This is a genomic window from Streptomyces sp. NPDC002446 (assembly GCF_053595675.1).
The window spans coordinates 30,309-45,208 of sequence record NZ_JBSFYC010000011.1 but is presented as its reverse complement, the minus strand read 5'-3'; the positions used below and the strand labels follow the sequence as shown (position 1 = coordinate 45,208).

At 68.7% G+C, this 14,900-nt stretch carries 14 protein-coding genes; 12 read left to right on the top strand and 2 right to left on the bottom strand.

From position 1 onward, the window contains the following. Positions 1-17: 17 nt before the first annotated feature. Entirely contained in the window at positions 18-1,841 is a 1,824-nt protein-coding gene (locus ACWD6P_RS09125) for a hypothetical protein (protein ID WP_451443393.1), read from the bottom strand. Positions 1,842-2,450: 609 nt separating this feature from the next. Here ACWD6P_RS09125 and ACWD6P_RS09120 point away from each other — a divergent pair. Continuing rightward, complete coding sequence (locus ACWD6P_RS09120; RefSeq protein ID WP_451443392.1) at positions 2,451-4,115, top strand: M35 family metallo-endopeptidase; 1,665 nt, start codon at positions 2,451-2,453, stop codon at positions 4,113-4,115. Positions 4,116-4,219: 104 nt separating this feature from the next. Here ACWD6P_RS09120 and ACWD6P_RS09115 read toward each other — a convergent pair whose 3' ends face one another. Continuing rightward, the gene (locus tag ACWD6P_RS09115; protein ID WP_451443391.1) at positions 4,220-4,696 is read right to left on the bottom strand and encodes a bacterial transcriptional activator domain-containing protein; all 477 of its coding nucleotides are present in this window, start codon (positions 4,694-4,696) and stop codon (positions 4,220-4,222) included. A gap of 105 nt (positions 4,697-4,801) precedes the next feature. On the opposite strand from ACWD6P_RS09115, the gene ACWD6P_RS09110 reads away from it, so the two are divergent. The 11 genes from ACWD6P_RS09110 to tpg all read left to right on the top strand — a co-directional run bounded on the left by ACWD6P_RS09110 (position 4,802) and on the right by tpg (position 14,666). After that, a complete protein-coding gene (locus ACWD6P_RS09110) occupies positions 4,802-7,636 on the top strand; it encodes a cyanobactin maturation protease PatG family protein (RefSeq protein WP_451443390.1) in 2,835 nt (944 codons plus the stop codon). Positions 7,637-7,958: 322 nt separating this feature from the next. Then, on the top strand, positions 7,959-8,204 hold the full coding sequence (locus tag ACWD6P_RS09105; protein ID WP_451443389.1) for a hypothetical protein: 246 nt from the start codon (positions 7,959-7,961) through the stop codon (positions 8,202-8,204). Positions 8,205-8,367: 163 nt separating this feature from the next. Then, a complete protein-coding gene (locus ACWD6P_RS09100) occupies positions 8,368-8,568 on the top strand; it encodes a hypothetical protein (protein ID WP_451443388.1) in 201 nt (66 codons plus the stop codon). 73 nt (positions 8,569-8,641) lie between these two features. Next, positions 8,642-8,884, top strand: a complete 243-nt coding sequence (locus ACWD6P_RS09095) for a hypothetical protein (protein WP_451443387.1) — start codon at positions 8,642-8,644, stop codon at positions 8,882-8,884. Between the two features lie 226 nt (positions 8,885-9,110). Further along, positions 9,111-9,284, top strand: a complete 174-nt coding sequence (locus ACWD6P_RS09090) for a hypothetical protein (RefSeq protein WP_451443386.1) — start codon at positions 9,111-9,113, stop codon at positions 9,282-9,284. A 133-nt stretch (positions 9,285-9,417) separates the two neighbouring features. Next, on the top strand, positions 9,418-9,597 hold the full coding sequence (locus ACWD6P_RS09085; RefSeq protein ID WP_451443385.1) for a hypothetical protein: 180 nt from the start codon (positions 9,418-9,420) through the stop codon (positions 9,595-9,597). Positions 9,598-9,798: 201 nt separating this feature from the next. After that, on the top strand, positions 9,799-10,053 hold the full coding sequence (locus ACWD6P_RS09080) for a hypothetical protein (protein WP_451443384.1): 255 nt from the start codon (positions 9,799-9,801) through the stop codon (positions 10,051-10,053). A 319-nt stretch (positions 10,054-10,372) separates the two neighbouring features. Further along, entirely contained in the window at positions 10,373-11,089 is a 717-nt protein-coding gene (locus ACWD6P_RS09075; protein ID WP_451443383.1) for a hypothetical protein, read from the top strand. Positions 11,090-11,265: 176 nt separating this feature from the next. Next, entirely contained in the window at positions 11,266-11,679 is a 414-nt protein-coding gene (locus ACWD6P_RS09070) for a hypothetical protein (protein WP_451443382.1), read from the top strand. 209 nt (positions 11,680-11,888) lie between these two features. Next, entirely contained in the window at positions 11,889-14,099 is a 2,211-nt protein-coding gene (gene tap, locus ACWD6P_RS09065) for a telomere-associated protein Tap (RefSeq protein ID WP_451443381.1), read from the top strand. A 9-nt stretch (positions 14,100-14,108) separates the two neighbouring features. Next, positions 14,109-14,666, top strand: coding sequence for a telomere-protecting terminal protein Tpg (gene tpg / locus ACWD6P_RS09060; RefSeq protein ID WP_451443380.1), 558 nt, complete (start codon positions 14,109-14,111; stop codon positions 14,664-14,666). Positions 14,667-14,900 lie beyond the last annotated feature (234 nt).

Sequence of the window (14,900 nt, the reverse complement as noted above, 5' to 3'; positions counted from 1 at the left end):
TGTGCCTGACTTTGCGGTTATGACAGCTCACAGTTGGTTCTGGTGCCGTGGTTGTCGGGGGTGATGGTGCAGGTGTCACCGAGGGTTTCGGCTTCGGTGCCGCCGTCGATGGTGCCGTTGGCGTCGTTGCCGTGACCGCGCTCCGTGTCATGGCTGGGACCGCCGTTGACGCTGATCTTGTCGTCGCCGGGCCCGCCGTTGATGACGCCGGATTGCCCTTCGAGCTCGTAGCCGTTGCCGGCCCCGCCGCTGCCGACATCGCCGGCAGCGTTGGTTCCCCCGGCTCCGCCTGTGGTGGTGATCTGGTCGTTTCCTCGGGCGCCGTTGATTGTGGCGGCGCGGGCGGTGGTGCCGGCGTTGGCGTTGCCGCCGAAGCTGGCCAGGGCCCGGCTGTTGGTGTCGCCGCCCTTGCCGCCGGTCACCGCGATGAGGATGTCGGCGTTGCCGTCGGTGGTGATGGAGCCTTTGTTGGCGCCCCCGCCATTGCCGCCTCTGCTGGTCGTCGCCGGGCCGCCGTTTCCTCCGCTGACCTTGATGGTGTCGGCGCCGTTACCGCTGTCGATCGTGCCCTTTGGAGTGTTGCCGATCCCTCCAAAGCCCCCGGCGCTGGCGCCGCCACCGTTGCCGCCGCCCACGATGATGGTGTCGATGCCCGCTTCGGCAGTGATCTTGCCGTCACTGTTGCCGTCCCCGCCGGTCCCTCCAGTGAAGGTGGAATTGCCGCCATCACCACCCAGCACGGTGATGGCGTTGCTGTCAGCGTCACCGAAGACGGAACCGGCGTTGGCCCGGCCGCCGCCCCCGGCGACACCGACGGTGGCGAAGGGGGAGCTGCCGTCACCACCATTCACCTTGATGATGTCGCTGCCGGCGTCGCCGTGGACGGTACCGCCGTTACCGAGCCCGCCGCTGCCGCCGGTGGCATTGGTGGGGCCGGTGGTGGCGCCCCCGGCTCCTCCGTCTGCGGTGATGGTGTCAATGCCCGCGCCGCCGCTGACGGTCCCGCTGCTGCCGAGCCCGCCTCCCCCACCGGTCGTGGTGGAGACTCCGCCGACACCACCGATGGCGGTGAGGGCATCTGTTCCCTCGTCGCCGGTGATGGTGCCGCTGTTGCCCCGACCGCCGGTGCCAGGGCTGTTGCCGGTGGTCACGCCGCTGCCGCCGACGCCGCCGGTGGAGAGGACCTTGTCATCGCCGGTCCCGCCTTTGATGGTGCCGCCGTTGCCGACACCACCCACGCCGGCGCGGCCGCTGGGGCCGCCGGGGTTGGCGCCGCCGATCCCTCCGGTCACCGCGATGGTGTCGTTTCCGTCCCCGCCATCGATGGTCCCGGAGTTGCCCGTCCCGCCGTTGACGCCGGCCGCGCCGTTGGTCCCGATGACCGTGATGGTGTCGATGCCGCCCAGACCGTTGACCGTGGTCCCGGTATTGACCGCGGTCTCTCCGCCGACCCCGGCCCGGCAGGTGATGACGTCATTGCCAGGCGTGCCGTTGATGGTGGTCCCCGTGACCAGCATGCCGTTCACCGTGCAGCTGCTGCTCGCAGCCCAGGCCGGTGCGGCGGGAACCAGTACAAACCCGCCTGCCAGTACACCGACCGCAATGATTGCCAGGCGCCGCCGCCCGGCCCGCGGCCGCCCGGCTCGGTGTGACCCGGACCTGAAATCCTGGCCATAGAGCTCCAGCGCCTGGCGCCGGTCATCTCGCCTGGCCACTGCCCGGCGTACGCCTTTCGGCATACATGCGAACCGGGCCTTCGTGAACTGCGCGATCAGTTTCCGCCCTTGAGTGACAAGTTGCCTGTAATGCGTTCCGGTGAAGTTTCTGGCCTGTTCCGACATGGTGCCTGCCCCTCATCTCAGGCAGGGGACAACCACCCGGCGGCGGTCGTATGTCTGGCTACCTGCCCAAGTCGACGCCAGAGTGACACCAGTGGTCATCACCAGGCAGGGCGCGAACCCGGGCGCTTGATGCGCCTGCCATGAGCCGGCGAAGCGTGTGCAGGGCGTGAGTGGCTCGTGATAGGGGCAAGCTGGGGCAAGCTTCTGCAACACCGTTCCGCGATGATGATGCCCTCTGGCCCATGAGCCTCCCCATACCGGCCGGAACGATGTGAATGCTGGGTCGGTCACACGACCCATCGGACAGGCCCCCTAGCCCGGCGCAGCAGCTCCCTACCCCCGCCGACGTTTGACCCGACGCCCGGTCCGCGCGGCCTGCGCCCATGCAGCAGCCGATACGGGGCGGTGGCCGCGCCGCGGACGTTGGCGCGAGATGTCCGGCAGACGAGTGGGAAACGCGGCGGGAACGTTCCGGAGAACACCCATGGGATGGGTGAGGCGGAAGCTCAGGAGGGTGGACACATGGTGCCCCGCGCCGGACGGGACTGAGTTGCGGGGAGAGCCGATCCTCAGCCCTGGGCGGGTCAAGACACGAATTGAGGAAGCCCGATGAACGAAGACTTCCGTATTTACCTGCGGACCGAGCAGCCACGTTACCGTCTGGCGGAGCCGGTGCTGATCACCTGCGAGCTGACCAACGTCAGCGATCGCGATTATCGGTTGCTGGACTGGAACAGCCCCTTCGAGAGCGGGGAGGTCTTCCATTACTTCACCGTGCGCCGCGACGAGGAGCGAGTTCCGTATGACGGGCGGTGCGTCAAGCGCGGTGAACCCGAGGAGTCCTCCTACCGGCTCATCAGGGCTGGCGAGTCTCTGGCCGCAACGGACGATCTCACGACGGCCTATCCGATCACGGCGCCAGGAACGTACACCGTCACGCTCGACGCACGGATCCTCGACGCCTTCGTGGTGGAGCCGGGCGCGCCTCTCGTGCGACAACGCGAAGAGCACCACGGATTTCAACTCGACCCGATTTCGGTGACCTTTGAGGTCGTCGGTGAGGGCGAGCCCCGTATTACGGTGGCGGAAAGGGTACGGCGGGAGCTGGGAGGGCCACAGGCGCCGAGTGCGAGCCTGGCAGTGGCGAAGCTGGCTCCTCGCACACCAGTGCTGATAGGGGGGACTCTGGCGGAAAGGGAAGCGGTTCTCCGAGCTCACGAGAATGCAGGTGTGTTCTCCGAGAGTTCGATGCATCAGCTGATGTGGGTGGCCGGAGTCGCGAATGCGCACTCCAAGGAGTGGTTCGGCGCTCATGACGCGGGGCGCTATGCGACCGTCCAGCAGCACTACGTCGACATCAGCGGGGTCGTCGCGGGACAGACCGTCACCTACGACCTCACCGGCACCGGCTGCCAACCGGGCTGGTACGCCTACACATACAAGAACACACGGAAGATCTGGCTCTGCTCCGGCTTCTGGTCAGCCGCCGCGACCGGCACGGACTCAAAGTTCGGCACGGTCGTGCACGAGCTCAGCCATGCTGTCTGCAGCACCGACGACCTGGCGTACGGCGAGGCGGGAGCGCGTAACCTCGCATCGACGAAGCCCCCGGACGCGATACGCAACGCGGACAATCACGAGTACTTCACAGAGCACCTCGCCGCAAAGGTGATCACGGCTCCCATCCTGGTGAAGAACGGCAAGGCGCATATGTTCGTCGCCGGGAACCTCTTCCAGGTCGACATCGCCTTGAGCAAGGCCGAGCTGGGGCCGGTGCCCCTCACCTCCAAGTGGAGCGGGGTCTTTCCGGACCGCGTAGACGCCTGTGTGGAGTGGCCGAGCACCAAGGACGTCTACTTCTTCCGAGGCTCCGAGTACGTGCGCTTCGACAGGGCGTCGAGCGCGGTCGCCCCCGGATATCCGCTCGCGATCGACGCGCCCGCGCCGGCCGGCTGGCGGGGCGTCTTCCCGGACGGTATCGATGCCTGCTTGATGTGGCCGGGCGGCAAGAAGATCTACTTCTTCCGGGGCTCCCAGTACAGCCGTTACGACATCGACGAGAGCGGAGAGGACGGGGCGGTCGGCCCCGGGTACCCGCTCCCCATCACCGAGGGCTGGCCGGGCATATGGCCGGCGGACCTCACGGGGGCGGTCACATGGGTCGACGGCAACGTGTACTTCTTCCGAGGCTCGGAGTACATGACCTACCGGATCGCTGACGACGTGGTCGCAGGTCCCAAGCCGATCAGCTCCAAATGGCAGGGGCTGCCCTGAGGCACCGCCGATACGCCCTGTGTGCACCTTCGGCAGTATGCACCGGGGGCTTCCACCGCCCCCGGCCCGCGACCTCGTCGCACAGCTAAGACCTCGTCGCGCAGCTACGTGGGCATCAAGTCCTCGACGAGCTGGGTCATCTGCCGCGACGGTGCGACCCTCAGCTCCCGGTGCAGGAACGCCCGGTAGTCCTGATAGCGCTTGACGGCACTGGCGAGGTTGCCTTCGGCTATGTGCACCTCTATGACGATGCGATGGGCCGTCTCCCGGATGGGGTCGACCGTCATGGCTGCAAGCGCGGCCTGCAGGGCGGGAAGGTAGTGGCCCGCACTCTGGAACTGCTGGGCGAGGCTCTCAAGGGCGTACACACGCGTCTGATCCCAGCGCTCCCGCTCCAGGACCAGCCAGTCCTCGGCCCAGCCCGGCAGCAGCTCTCTGCTCAGGTCGCCGATCAGGCCGTCCCGGCCGACGGGCAACGGGCCGTGGCCGGCAATGACCTGACGGGCTGAAGCCCAGACCTCATGGAGATCGACCCGTATCGACGGTGTCAGCAGAAGGCGCCGGTCGACACTGTCGATCAAAGTAGCCGAGCCTACGCGCCGGCCGTGGCACAGGGCCGACCGCAGGTTCGCGGCCGCCCGGTAGGGAGTGCAGTCGGGCCACAGCTGCTCGGCCGCCGCCCCCCGGTGCGCACCGTCGTCGTGCAGGGCAAGGTACGCCAGCAGGCGCTGCGCCCCGAGGGGCAGGCAGATCCTGTCACTGGCGTAGGTGAGCTCGAAGGGCCTCAGAAGTTCGAGGCGGGCGCCATTCCACGACACATCCACCACTGTGCAACCGGCATCTGCCAAGCGCACCTGCTGCGCACCCTTGCCGGGTACCTGCGCACCCCTTCTGGCCTGCAAGAACGCATGAAGGATGAACCAACGACGCCAGAGAAACGCACTCGAACGCTGTGGGGAACGCCCTCGGAACGGGCGCGGGGGAACCTCGTACCGAGTCGGCTACGACGGCCGCGACAGAGAGGCGAAGGAGCTGAGATGCACATCCGGTCGGTCCTGCAGGGCATCCCTCCACAGCAGGAGCTCCTCGGCGACACCGAGGTGTGCATCGCCGTTCTCGACGGACCGGTGGACCTCTCCCATCCCTGCTTCGCGGGTGCCGATCTCACACGGCTCGACACCCTGGTGCAGGACCCGGCCGGTCCGGGACCGATGTCGCTGCACGGCACCCATGTGGCGAGCCTGCTCTTCGGCCAGCACGGCAGTGCTGTGGAGGGCATCGCACCACGGTGCCGGGGACTCATCCTCCCGGTGTTCCGGGACGCCCAGGAATGGCGGGTTCCGCAGCTCGACTTGGCGCGGGCCATAGAACGGGCCGTGCAAGAGGGCGCGCACGTCATCAACATCAGCGGTGGCGAGCGCACGGATGACGGTCGCGCCGAGAACATGCTGGAACGGGCTCTGCGGCTCTGCGACGACAACGGGGTCCTGGTCGTCGCGGCCGTCGGGAACGACGGGTGCGACTGCCTGCAGGCCCCCGCCGCGGCGCCGTCCGTGCTCGCCGTGGGAGCGGCAGGGCCCGATGGCAAGCCGCTGGACAGCAACAACTGGGGCGCCGCGTACAGCACCAACGGGATTCTGGCACCGGGGCAGGACATCGAGGGAGCGGCACCCGGCGGCGGGCGAATGGCCCTTACCGGTAGTAGCTTCGCCACCCCCGCCGTCTCCGGTGTGGCCGCGCTGCTGGTTGCCGCTCAGCTCCGGCAAGGACGCGATGCGGATCCGATCGCGGCGGGCAGCGCCATTCTCGAGACCGCGACGCGGCCCCCGTGTTCCCCCGGCGAAGCCCCCGAGTGCCGCCGGCGCCTGGCCGGCAATCTGAACGCCGCCGGCGCCCATGGCCTCATCAGGCACCAGAGCCCCGCCGTGATCGATCTTGACCTAGCTCCGGTCCCGCCTCGCCCCGTGCGGTCAACAGCGCCGCACGCCGGGGCCGTCACTTCCGGTTCGGGGGTCAACGCCGCCGGCGGACCCTCGTCGCTCCGGATACCCCAGTCCGTACCGAACGAGGGAGCCAGTGCCATGGACACCCAGCACGCAGACCCCAGTGAGAGTGCCGACATCACAGGCGAGCAGGCCGGAAACCCTGATGCCGGCCCGGCCGCCCGCCCACCCGCGCAGACCATCGCGCAGGAGGCGGAGCCCACCTCGCCCCAGCCGGAGGCCGATGCCTCCGATGCACCCTCGCAGCTCGCCACACCACCCGAACCGAACGAGGGAAGCAACGCCATGGACATCTCTTCCGCACCCGTCACCGCGTCCGGAGGAACCGTCACCGCAGGTGAGGCTCCCTCCACTCCGGCCTCTGCGGCCCCTTCGGGTCCCGCGCCGGCGGGGCACTCCCCGGTGCAAGGTGTCCGCCCCTCGTCGGATTGCGGGTGCGGCGGGGTCTCACCGTCAGGCTGCCAGTGCGGGGGGAACGGCGAGGGCTCGCGCCGCCAGTTGGTCTACGCGATCGGCACGATCGGGTTCGACTACCAGACTGAAGCCCGCCGGGACTACTTCCGCCAGCAGATGCCCGCAGTACCGGGGCAGAAGGGCGACAAGGAGACCGAAGGGCCGCCCAACATCTACGACCCGCGGCAGCTCTACGCCTTCCTGTCGAAGAAGCCGTGGCTGTCGGACAAGCTGACCTGGACGCTGACGATGGACGCCACCGCGGTCTACGCGCTGGAGGCCGAGACGCCGGTCGGCATGGACTGGCACCAGCCGCTGGTCCGCAGCCCGAAAGCGACGCCCGAACAAATAGCAACGGCCGCAAAGACGACGGCGGAGGATCCAGACCGCCTCTCCCAGGTCCTTGAGACGCTCATGTACCCCCCGGTGTCGCACGTGTACCGAATCTTCCGCGACGCGATCTTGGGCCAGATCCAGCCTACGGACGACCAGAACTATGTCTCGCGGGTGTCGATTCCCGGCGAGCTGACGGGCCGAACGACCCGGCTGTACTCCGGGCAGGAAGTGCCCGTGGTCAAGGTCAGGGCAAGCGACAGTCTGTCCACCTGGAACGAGGCTGCGCTCGTCAATGAGGTGGTCAGGGCGGTCAAGGCGATCCACGAGGAGCAGTCGCCCGATGTCGCGGTCAAGGAACTCGATCTCAGGACGACCATCCGCGCGCTCCTCGACAAGGTCTACTGGCAGTTCCGCAACCTCGGGCAGAGCTCTGCCGACCGGGCGCTGAACGCCGCCGGAACCAACGCGTTCACCATCAGCGCTTCGATCCGCGACGGCATCCTGTCCGCCCGGCACGTCCCGGGATCGACCGGCAACTTCTACACCCTGGACACCATCACCGTCGCCAAGAGCCCGTTCTGCCGACCCGGTTCAGACTGCCAGGACGTCACGCTGCACTTCTTCGACCCCGAGGACGACCGCCGGGCGAGGGTGTCCTACCTGTACACCTTCGACGTCAGCGACGAGCCCGTCAGTCTCGCTCCCGTCCACCAGTTCATCGGCTCCTGAGCGTGCATCGAACGAGGAGGTCACTCATGGATACGACAGGCATCGAGCCCAGGATCACTCTGCCGGTCCAAGCCCCACCCGTGTACCGGGAGGAATGGACGACGCCAGCCGCTCAACGCACAGCGGGCGGCGTGGAAGGTTCCGGCTCCGGCTGCGGCAATCTGACCGGAGCGGCTCGGCAGATGTGCTACCTCCAACGCCACGGGATCACGACGTGACGCACGGCAACCCAGCCTTCGGTGGGTAACCGCGTACGTCGGCCCGCCCCTCGGGTGCAGGCGGAGACCGCTCGGCTCGCATCACGAAGGCACAGGGAGAAGACATGACCATCGACCAGAACCTGGTGGAAGACATGACCGGCCCGGCCACCCTCCAGATGCCCCAGCAAGCACCCCCGATCCTCCGTAACGCAGCCGCCTCCGCGGGCGCGCTCGGCGTCACGGCGGGGGTCGGGGCGAATTTCGACTTCGACTTCTTCGGGTCTCTGGGTGGAACCGTCGACCAGATGATCGGCAGCTCCCTCAGCCAGCTCGTCGGCGCGATTCCCGACCTGAGTCAGTGGTTCTGAGGCGCTCGACGCACCGGCGACGGCGGACCGTCCGTCCTTGACCCTGACGGTGCCCGACCCCTCTCGGGCAGGGCAGCAGGAACCAGCGCAGACGGCGCCATACGAGGCCGTCATGCCAGCGGGCTTCCCGGTGACACGACGGCGAGGTGGAAGGAGTACACCCGTGATCGACCAGAACCTGGACGACGTGACCGGCCCGGCCACGCTCCAGATGCCCCAGCAAGCACCCCCGATCAACCGGACCGCGGCCCGGCCACAAGGAGCCGGAAGTGATGCCCCGGGCGTCGAGGCCGACGTCCTCCCTTGGCTGTGGGATGACTGGGACCGCCCGTGGGGACCAGACGCCCCCATGATCGTCGCTTAGCCCGGCGCCATTCGAGGCCGTCATGCCAGCGGGCTCCCCGGTGACACGACGGCGAGGCGAAGGGAGGAGACCCATGATCGACCAGAACCTGGACGACGTGACCGGCCCGGCCACGCTCCAGATGCCCCAGCAAGCACCCCCGATCAACCGCAACGCAGCCATGTCCGCGGGCGCGCTCGGCGCCACCGCGGGCGCCGAGGCCGACATGTTGCCAACCCACCTCTGGGACACGCTCCCGTGGATGGAAAGCGGCCCGTACCGACCTGGCCCTCAGCTTCCTGGCGGCATCCCGATGATCTGGGCCAAGCAGACCTGAGGGCGACAACGACAACCCGGTGCAGTGACAGCGGTCTGTCTCGGACCATCGGGGCCCGGACATCGCAGTCGGACCATCGGGGCCCGGACACCGTAGTCGGAATGCCCGACCCGGCACCTACCGCCCTCGTGCGGCTGCGCCGCTCTCACCGGCACCGCCAGCCCTCAAGAAAACGTGCCGCCGGGGGACCTCCCCGTCGGCAGGGCGAAGGTGAAAGGAGCACGAGATGAACGAGCAGATCATGCAAGACGAGGTCCAGCCGGCGTCTGCCGTGTTGCAGATGCCGCAGCAGACCCCTCCCATCGACCGGACGGCAGCCATTCCTGCCGGTGCCGACAGTGACACTCCGGGCGTCGAGGCGAACAACGTGCTTCTCGACCTCATCGGCAGCCTCTTCTAGCTGAACCGTCGTGCGTCGGCGACTTCGGTCCGTCCCAGTCGCCGACGCCCCGGAGTAGTCGCCACGCCATCCGGAAGGGAGGGGGCAGGCCCCTCTTCCTTCCACCGGCACGCCTACGATGGAAGGAGAACAAGTGAACGAGCAGACCATCCGAGACGAGGTCCAGCCGACGTCTGCCGTGTTGCAGATGCCGCAGCAGACCCCTCCCATCGACCGGACGGCAGCCATGCCCGCTGGTGCCGACAGTGACACCCCGGGCGTCGAGCCGAACATCCTCCCGCTGATTGCGGGCCTGGCCTCCTTGTTCCTCTGAGGCCGCCATGCGCCGGCACTGGCAGCTTTCCCCAGTCGCCGGCGCTCCGGCTCCGTTGCCGGGGAGGCAAGTGGTAGTGCCGCGGCAACGCCAGTCGCCCACCTCGCCCGTCACGCTGCCGAGACCCCGGGGGTGACGACGAACTGCGTGGCTTCGCCTCGCAGGATCATGCCGCGCCTCCACAACGACCATGGAGTAGCCATGCCACTCACCTTGCCAGTCCAGGGGGCAGCGATCGAACGCGGCCAGTGGAACTTCTACGAGCCATACCTGCACGAACTGGGCACCTACACCAACCCTGACACCGGCGCTCCCGGCATCCTTCTGGGCAACCCCCCGCCGACGTACGGCCATGGCGGAACCGTCATCGGGGACCCTGGCCCGCTGGCCTGCCGCGACACCCGCGGCTGGCAATGCCAGCCGATGGCCGGATGCATATGGGTGGGCGTGCTCTGACCGGCCGGGGGGCCGGACCGGTGCCGCGTCTCCGGCGTGACTCGTCGAGGTTGGCGGTCGCGCACGGAAGGCCGCTTCCCACGCGAGAGCACCAGGGCCTGGTCGAGGAGGGCGGTCAGGCTCATGGCGGCCTGGATTCTCCGGATGAGCACCCCGGGCAGCGGCAGCGGCAGCGGCTCCTTGGCGCATAGCCGAATCGATGGGCTGCGCGCAGCTGGCGTCAATACTGGCGTCAGTGCTGGCGTCAGTGGTTGCGCGAGGTGGGGCTATGGCGAGGGCGGACCCGTGGTCAGTAGCCTCAGCGGCAAGGGGGGAGCAGATGTCGTCGGTTCTCGCGAACATCCTGATCGGACTGATCACCAGCCTCATCAGTGGCACGTCCGTGTGGTTATGGCAGCGTGCCAAGTCAGCGCGTATATGGCGGCGCCAGGGGGAGTTCTTCGGTATCAGCCCAGGTCAGACTTGCCTGATCATCTTGAGTCATCGTCACGACTCGCCTTGGGTAACGGCTCACTACGATGTCTACGCCTTGCTTGAGACGGCCGCCCTCGTGGACCAGATGCGCGGACAGATCACTTTCGAGGCGGCCAACGAAATCCGTGGCGGCAATGGAAATCGCACCGAGTTCTGCATCGGTGGACCAGATGCCAACGAGCGTTCTGCTGGGCACCTCGCGCATCACCTGCCCGGCGTCATGTTCCGGCCCTTCAGCGATGGCCCCGACGCGCTTGCGCTCGTGGTCGGGGGCCGCGAGTTCTTGTATGTGCGTGGCGAGCGGGAGTACGCAGTCGTCGCCAAGTTCACTCCTCGGGGCGCGAGCAGTCCGGTGTTCCTCATCTGCGGCCAGACGGCGAACACGAATCGCGCGGCGGTGCACTTCCTCAAACACCACTATCAGGAGCTGGTGAAGACCCTGCCGTCCGTCGATCGGTTCTGCCTGGTCGTTCGGGTCTCGGCGCCACGTGTCTACGGGCATGAGCTGGTCGAGCTCGAGCGGGATGTCACAGCCGAAGCGTTCGCCGCCGTCGGAGCGTAGGGGGCAACCAGCCCGGCATGAGAGCGGTCGACCGATGACCTGTCTCGTCGAACCTTGACCGGTCTCATCGAACCTTGACCGGTCTCACCGAAGTTTGACGACTGTCCTGTTCGTCTCATCGAAGTTGGATCACCGGTAGGGGTGTCTCGTGGATCAGCCCGCGTACCCTCGGCTCCGTGCCCCGCAATCCGAAGAAGCCCCGCCGGCTGGTCGCCGACGGGCGCGTGTACCTGTGGACGCTGCGCCACAGCCACCGCGTGCTGGACGACGGCCGGTCCGCGGACTGCCGTGAGACCCTCACGCTGCACCCGCAGCCGGCCGGCACCGGCGGCCCGCTGCGCACCGTCTTCACCGAGGGCCCGGGCCGGTACGTCCCGGGCGGGTTCCCCCTGGGCTCCGGGGACGTGGGGTACGTCCGGGGCGGCTCCCTGAACCTGCACGAACCCGGCGCCGTTCAGGCCCTGCTCGACGCGGCATCGGCCCGCGGGTGGCAGCCGGGGGAGCGGCGGGCGGTGGAGGTCGACGGCTGGCCCCTGCTGGAGGCGGCGGCCGCCTCGCGAGCCGGGGACGCCGACCCCGCGGGCCCGTAGGGGGCTCCGGCCTCCACTCGGAGCCTGGCCGCGATCAAACTTCGGTGAGACTGGTCAAACTCCGTTGAGACGGGACAACCGAAGCCGATCTCCAAGGTCGGAGCAGAGCGGAAGAGAACACCCCGGCGGGCGATCCGTGAGCGATTCAGTGCGTGAAGTCGGAGTGGAGTGGCGCGCGATTCGATAGGGTGGTGGCGGAGGTGAGCCGCGTGGCCACAGAAGAAGACGCGCTGTTCAGGAACGTCGACGCGCTGCTCGAACAGGTCGCGCAGGACGACCTGCCGCCCCCTTCGGAGCGCAAGAGGCTGCGCGAGGCCTCCGGGCTGAGCCAGGCCCAGATCGCGAGCGCACTCGGAGCCCGGCGTGAGGCGGTAGGGAACTGGGAGTCCGGCAAGACCGAGCCGCGGCCGCCGAAGCGCGCCGCCTACGCCCGGCTCCTAGAGGGCCTCGCCGCTCGCTTTCCCGCCCCGGACGCCGAGGCGCCCACCGCCACAGCGCCCACCGCCACAGCGCCCGCCGCCACAGCGTCAGCGGTCCCGGAAGCCCTCACCGGCCCGGACCTGGACCCGGCCCCGGAGCCGGTACAGCCACCCGCTCCCGCGGCGCCGCCCCGCCCGGCGACCAGCAGCGCCAGGCCGTCGACCAGCAGCACCAGGCCGTCGACGTCACGCCGCCCGGCCGCGAAGAAGGCCACCCCCAGGCCCGCCATCTCCAAGTCCGCCATCCCCAAGCCCGCATCGGCACCGACCGCCGTCGATGAGCGGTTCGCGAACGGGCCGCTGGGCGTGCTGGACGGCGACGGGTCGCTGTTCTGCGTCGGCGGCCTGGTCCTGGACTGCCCGGCCACGACCTTCCCCGCGCTGGTCGAATGGGCCCTGACCGAAGCGAAGTTGGGCGCACCGAGGCTCAACCGCCACGGCAAGGACGCCGACCCGCTGATCGTCATCACCGATGCTGCCGCCGAACGCCTCGGGCTGCCGGCCGTTCTGGAGGACCGTCGCGGCCTGCGCCTGCCGGAGGACCACAAGGTCGTCCAGCAGATCACCAAGGCCAAGTGGAAGCTGACCCGGCGCGGGTTCGGCCCATGGCCCCGGATCTACCGCCCCGCCGAGGGCGGCAGGCGGCAGTGCGTGCAGTTCGCGATCCTGCCCTGGGGCGCCCTCGACACCCGCTCCTGGGGCGACACGGGTCAGCTGCCGCCGGCCGACGTAGCCGCCGTGCTCGGCACCTACGCCACCCGCGTCATCACCCCGCGCGGCTCGACCGCCGTCTGCGGCCTTGAGCTGATGAGCGCGCTGCGCCCGCCGACCCGCGCGGTCAAGGACGAATCCACCGGCTCCTGGGTGTCCGGGCCGAACCCCGGCGCGCTGACCGAGCCGGTCGACCCCGCGCCACCGGAGGCGCCGGCGGAGCACCCGCTGGTCGCCGCCCTCTACCCCCGCCACCATGTGCGCACCCCGGACCAGGTCATCGATGAAGAGGCGTACGACTGGTTCAGGCCGCTGACCGACGAGGAGTGCGCCCAGGGCTACACCCACGCGGTCGGCATCGACGTGAACATGGCCTTCGCCGCCGCCGCCAACCGCCTCGTCATCGGCACCGGCCCGGCCACCCACGTGAAGAAACCGGTGTTCGATCCGAAGCTGCCCGGCTCCTGGCTGGTCGACCTCTCCCGCATCGAGATCGACCCCCGTCTGCCCAGCCCCTTCACGCCGAAGGGCACCCGCCCGACCGGGCCGGCCTGGTACTCGACGTCGACCGTCGCCTACGCGATGGAGCTCGGCCACGCAGTCGCCCCGATCGAGGCGTACGTCCGCTACGAGCACGCGGCCTACTTCGACGCCTGGTACACCCACCTGCGCGACGCCTACATGGCCACCATGGCCGACCTCGGCGTCGAATCCGGCATGAGCGAGGAAGACTTCCTCACCGCGATGGCGCACCACAAGGACGTCGACCCCGGCCAGGCCGCAGTCCTGTCCGCCATCAAGTCGACGGTCAAGGGCGGCATCGGCAAGCTGCGCGAGCGCCCCCAGGGCATCAAGCACAAGTTCGGGGAACGGTGGCCGGCTCTGGAGCGCCCGACCTGGAGCCCGCACGCCAGGGCGGAGCTGATCGGCAAAGCGCGCACCAACCAGCACCGCAAGCTCATGGCATGGGCCCGCGCCGGCCTGTTCCCCGTGGCGATCCTGTCCGACTGCGCCGTCTACCTCTCCCACGGTCCCAGCCCGCTGGACTTCATGCCGCACACTCCCGACGGCAAGCCACTTCCCGGCGGCTTCCGCCTCGGCGTCTCGCCCGGGATGGTCAAGCACGAAGGCACCCGCGACTTCCTCTGGGTAGCCCAGACCATCGAGGACGACCAGACCAACCCGGCCCGCCACATCAAGGGCGACGACGCCCCCGACAGCGGAGAGTAGGGACACACGATGGGCATCCTCGGCGACAGCCTGGAGAAGGCCGCGGAGAGTACCTCCACCCGCCCGATCCCCAAGTCGGGGCCCGCACAGATGCGGTTCCTGGTCAAGCAGCACAAGGGCTCCACCAAGGCCGTGGCCGAGCTGCTGGGCATCTCGCAGCGCACCGTGGAGCGCTACCTCAAAGCCCAGATCAAGCGGCCCCGCAAGGACCTCGCCGCCCGCATAGAGCGCGAGGTGCGCAAGCGGTGGCAGCCACGCGTACGCGACAGGGCGAAGAAGTACGCGGCTCGCACCGGCGGCATCACCATCGAGACCCGGGCCCGCTTCGGGTTCACCGCAGCTCCCGGCACCACGGACGACGGACGGATCCGGCTGATCACCCAGCACCTGCCGCCCGCCTACGCGGCCCGCCTCTTCGACGCCCAGGCATCGGGCGCTTCGGAACAGCAGCTGCAGAACATCGCCGCCGAGGGCCTGCAGGACATCTACTTCAAGGACCGCGGTCGCCGCGCCGACGGTCTGCTGGTGGAGTTCACCGACATCGACTACGTGGAACTCGACTTCTGATTCTGATAAAGCCGCAGCTCCAGAGCGCTGAGGCGTCGTACCGTGACTGAGCGTTTTGAGCGTCAGAACGGGGTGGCGCTGCCAGGTGCTGTTTGGCGGCTACTTCTCTCCCGGCGGGTGTGCCGAAGAGGGCGTTGTGGCCGGTACTGAATCGTGGGCGTCGGGGCGGGTCGACGCGTCGAGCGAGTCGCGCCTGGCGGGGCGCTGGCCTCTCAGTCTGTGTCCACCACCTCG

Excerpts from the sequence above, each read along its gene's own strand:
- ACWD6P_RS09125 (WP_451443393.1), bottom strand. The coding sequence starts at position 1,841 with ATGTCGGAACAGGCCAGAAACTTCACCGGAACGCATTACAGGCAACTT.
- ACWD6P_RS09120 (WP_451443392.1), top strand. The coding sequence starts at position 2,451 with ATGAACGAAGACTTCCGTATTTACCTGCGGACCGAGCAGCCACGTTAC.
- ACWD6P_RS09105 (WP_451443389.1), top strand. The coding sequence starts at position 7,959 with ATGACCATCGACCAGAACCTGGTGGAAGACATGACCGGCCCGGCCACC.
- ACWD6P_RS09095 (WP_451443387.1), top strand. The coding sequence starts at position 8,642 with ATGATCGACCAGAACCTGGACGACGTGACCGGCCCGGCCACGCTCCAG.
- ACWD6P_RS09090 (WP_451443386.1), top strand. The coding sequence starts at position 9,111 with ATGAACGAGCAGATCATGCAAGACGAGGTCCAGCCGGCGTCTGCCGTG.
- ACWD6P_RS09080 (WP_451443384.1), top strand. The coding sequence starts at position 9,799 with ATGCCACTCACCTTGCCAGTCCAGGGGGCAGCGATCGAACGCGGCCAG.
- ACWD6P_RS09075 (WP_451443383.1), top strand. The coding sequence starts at position 10,373 with ATGTCGTCGGTTCTCGCGAACATCCTGATCGGACTGATCACCAGCCTC.
- tpg (WP_451443380.1), top strand. The coding sequence starts at position 14,109 with ATGGGCATCCTCGGCGACAGCCTGGAGAAGGCCGCGGAGAGTACCTCC.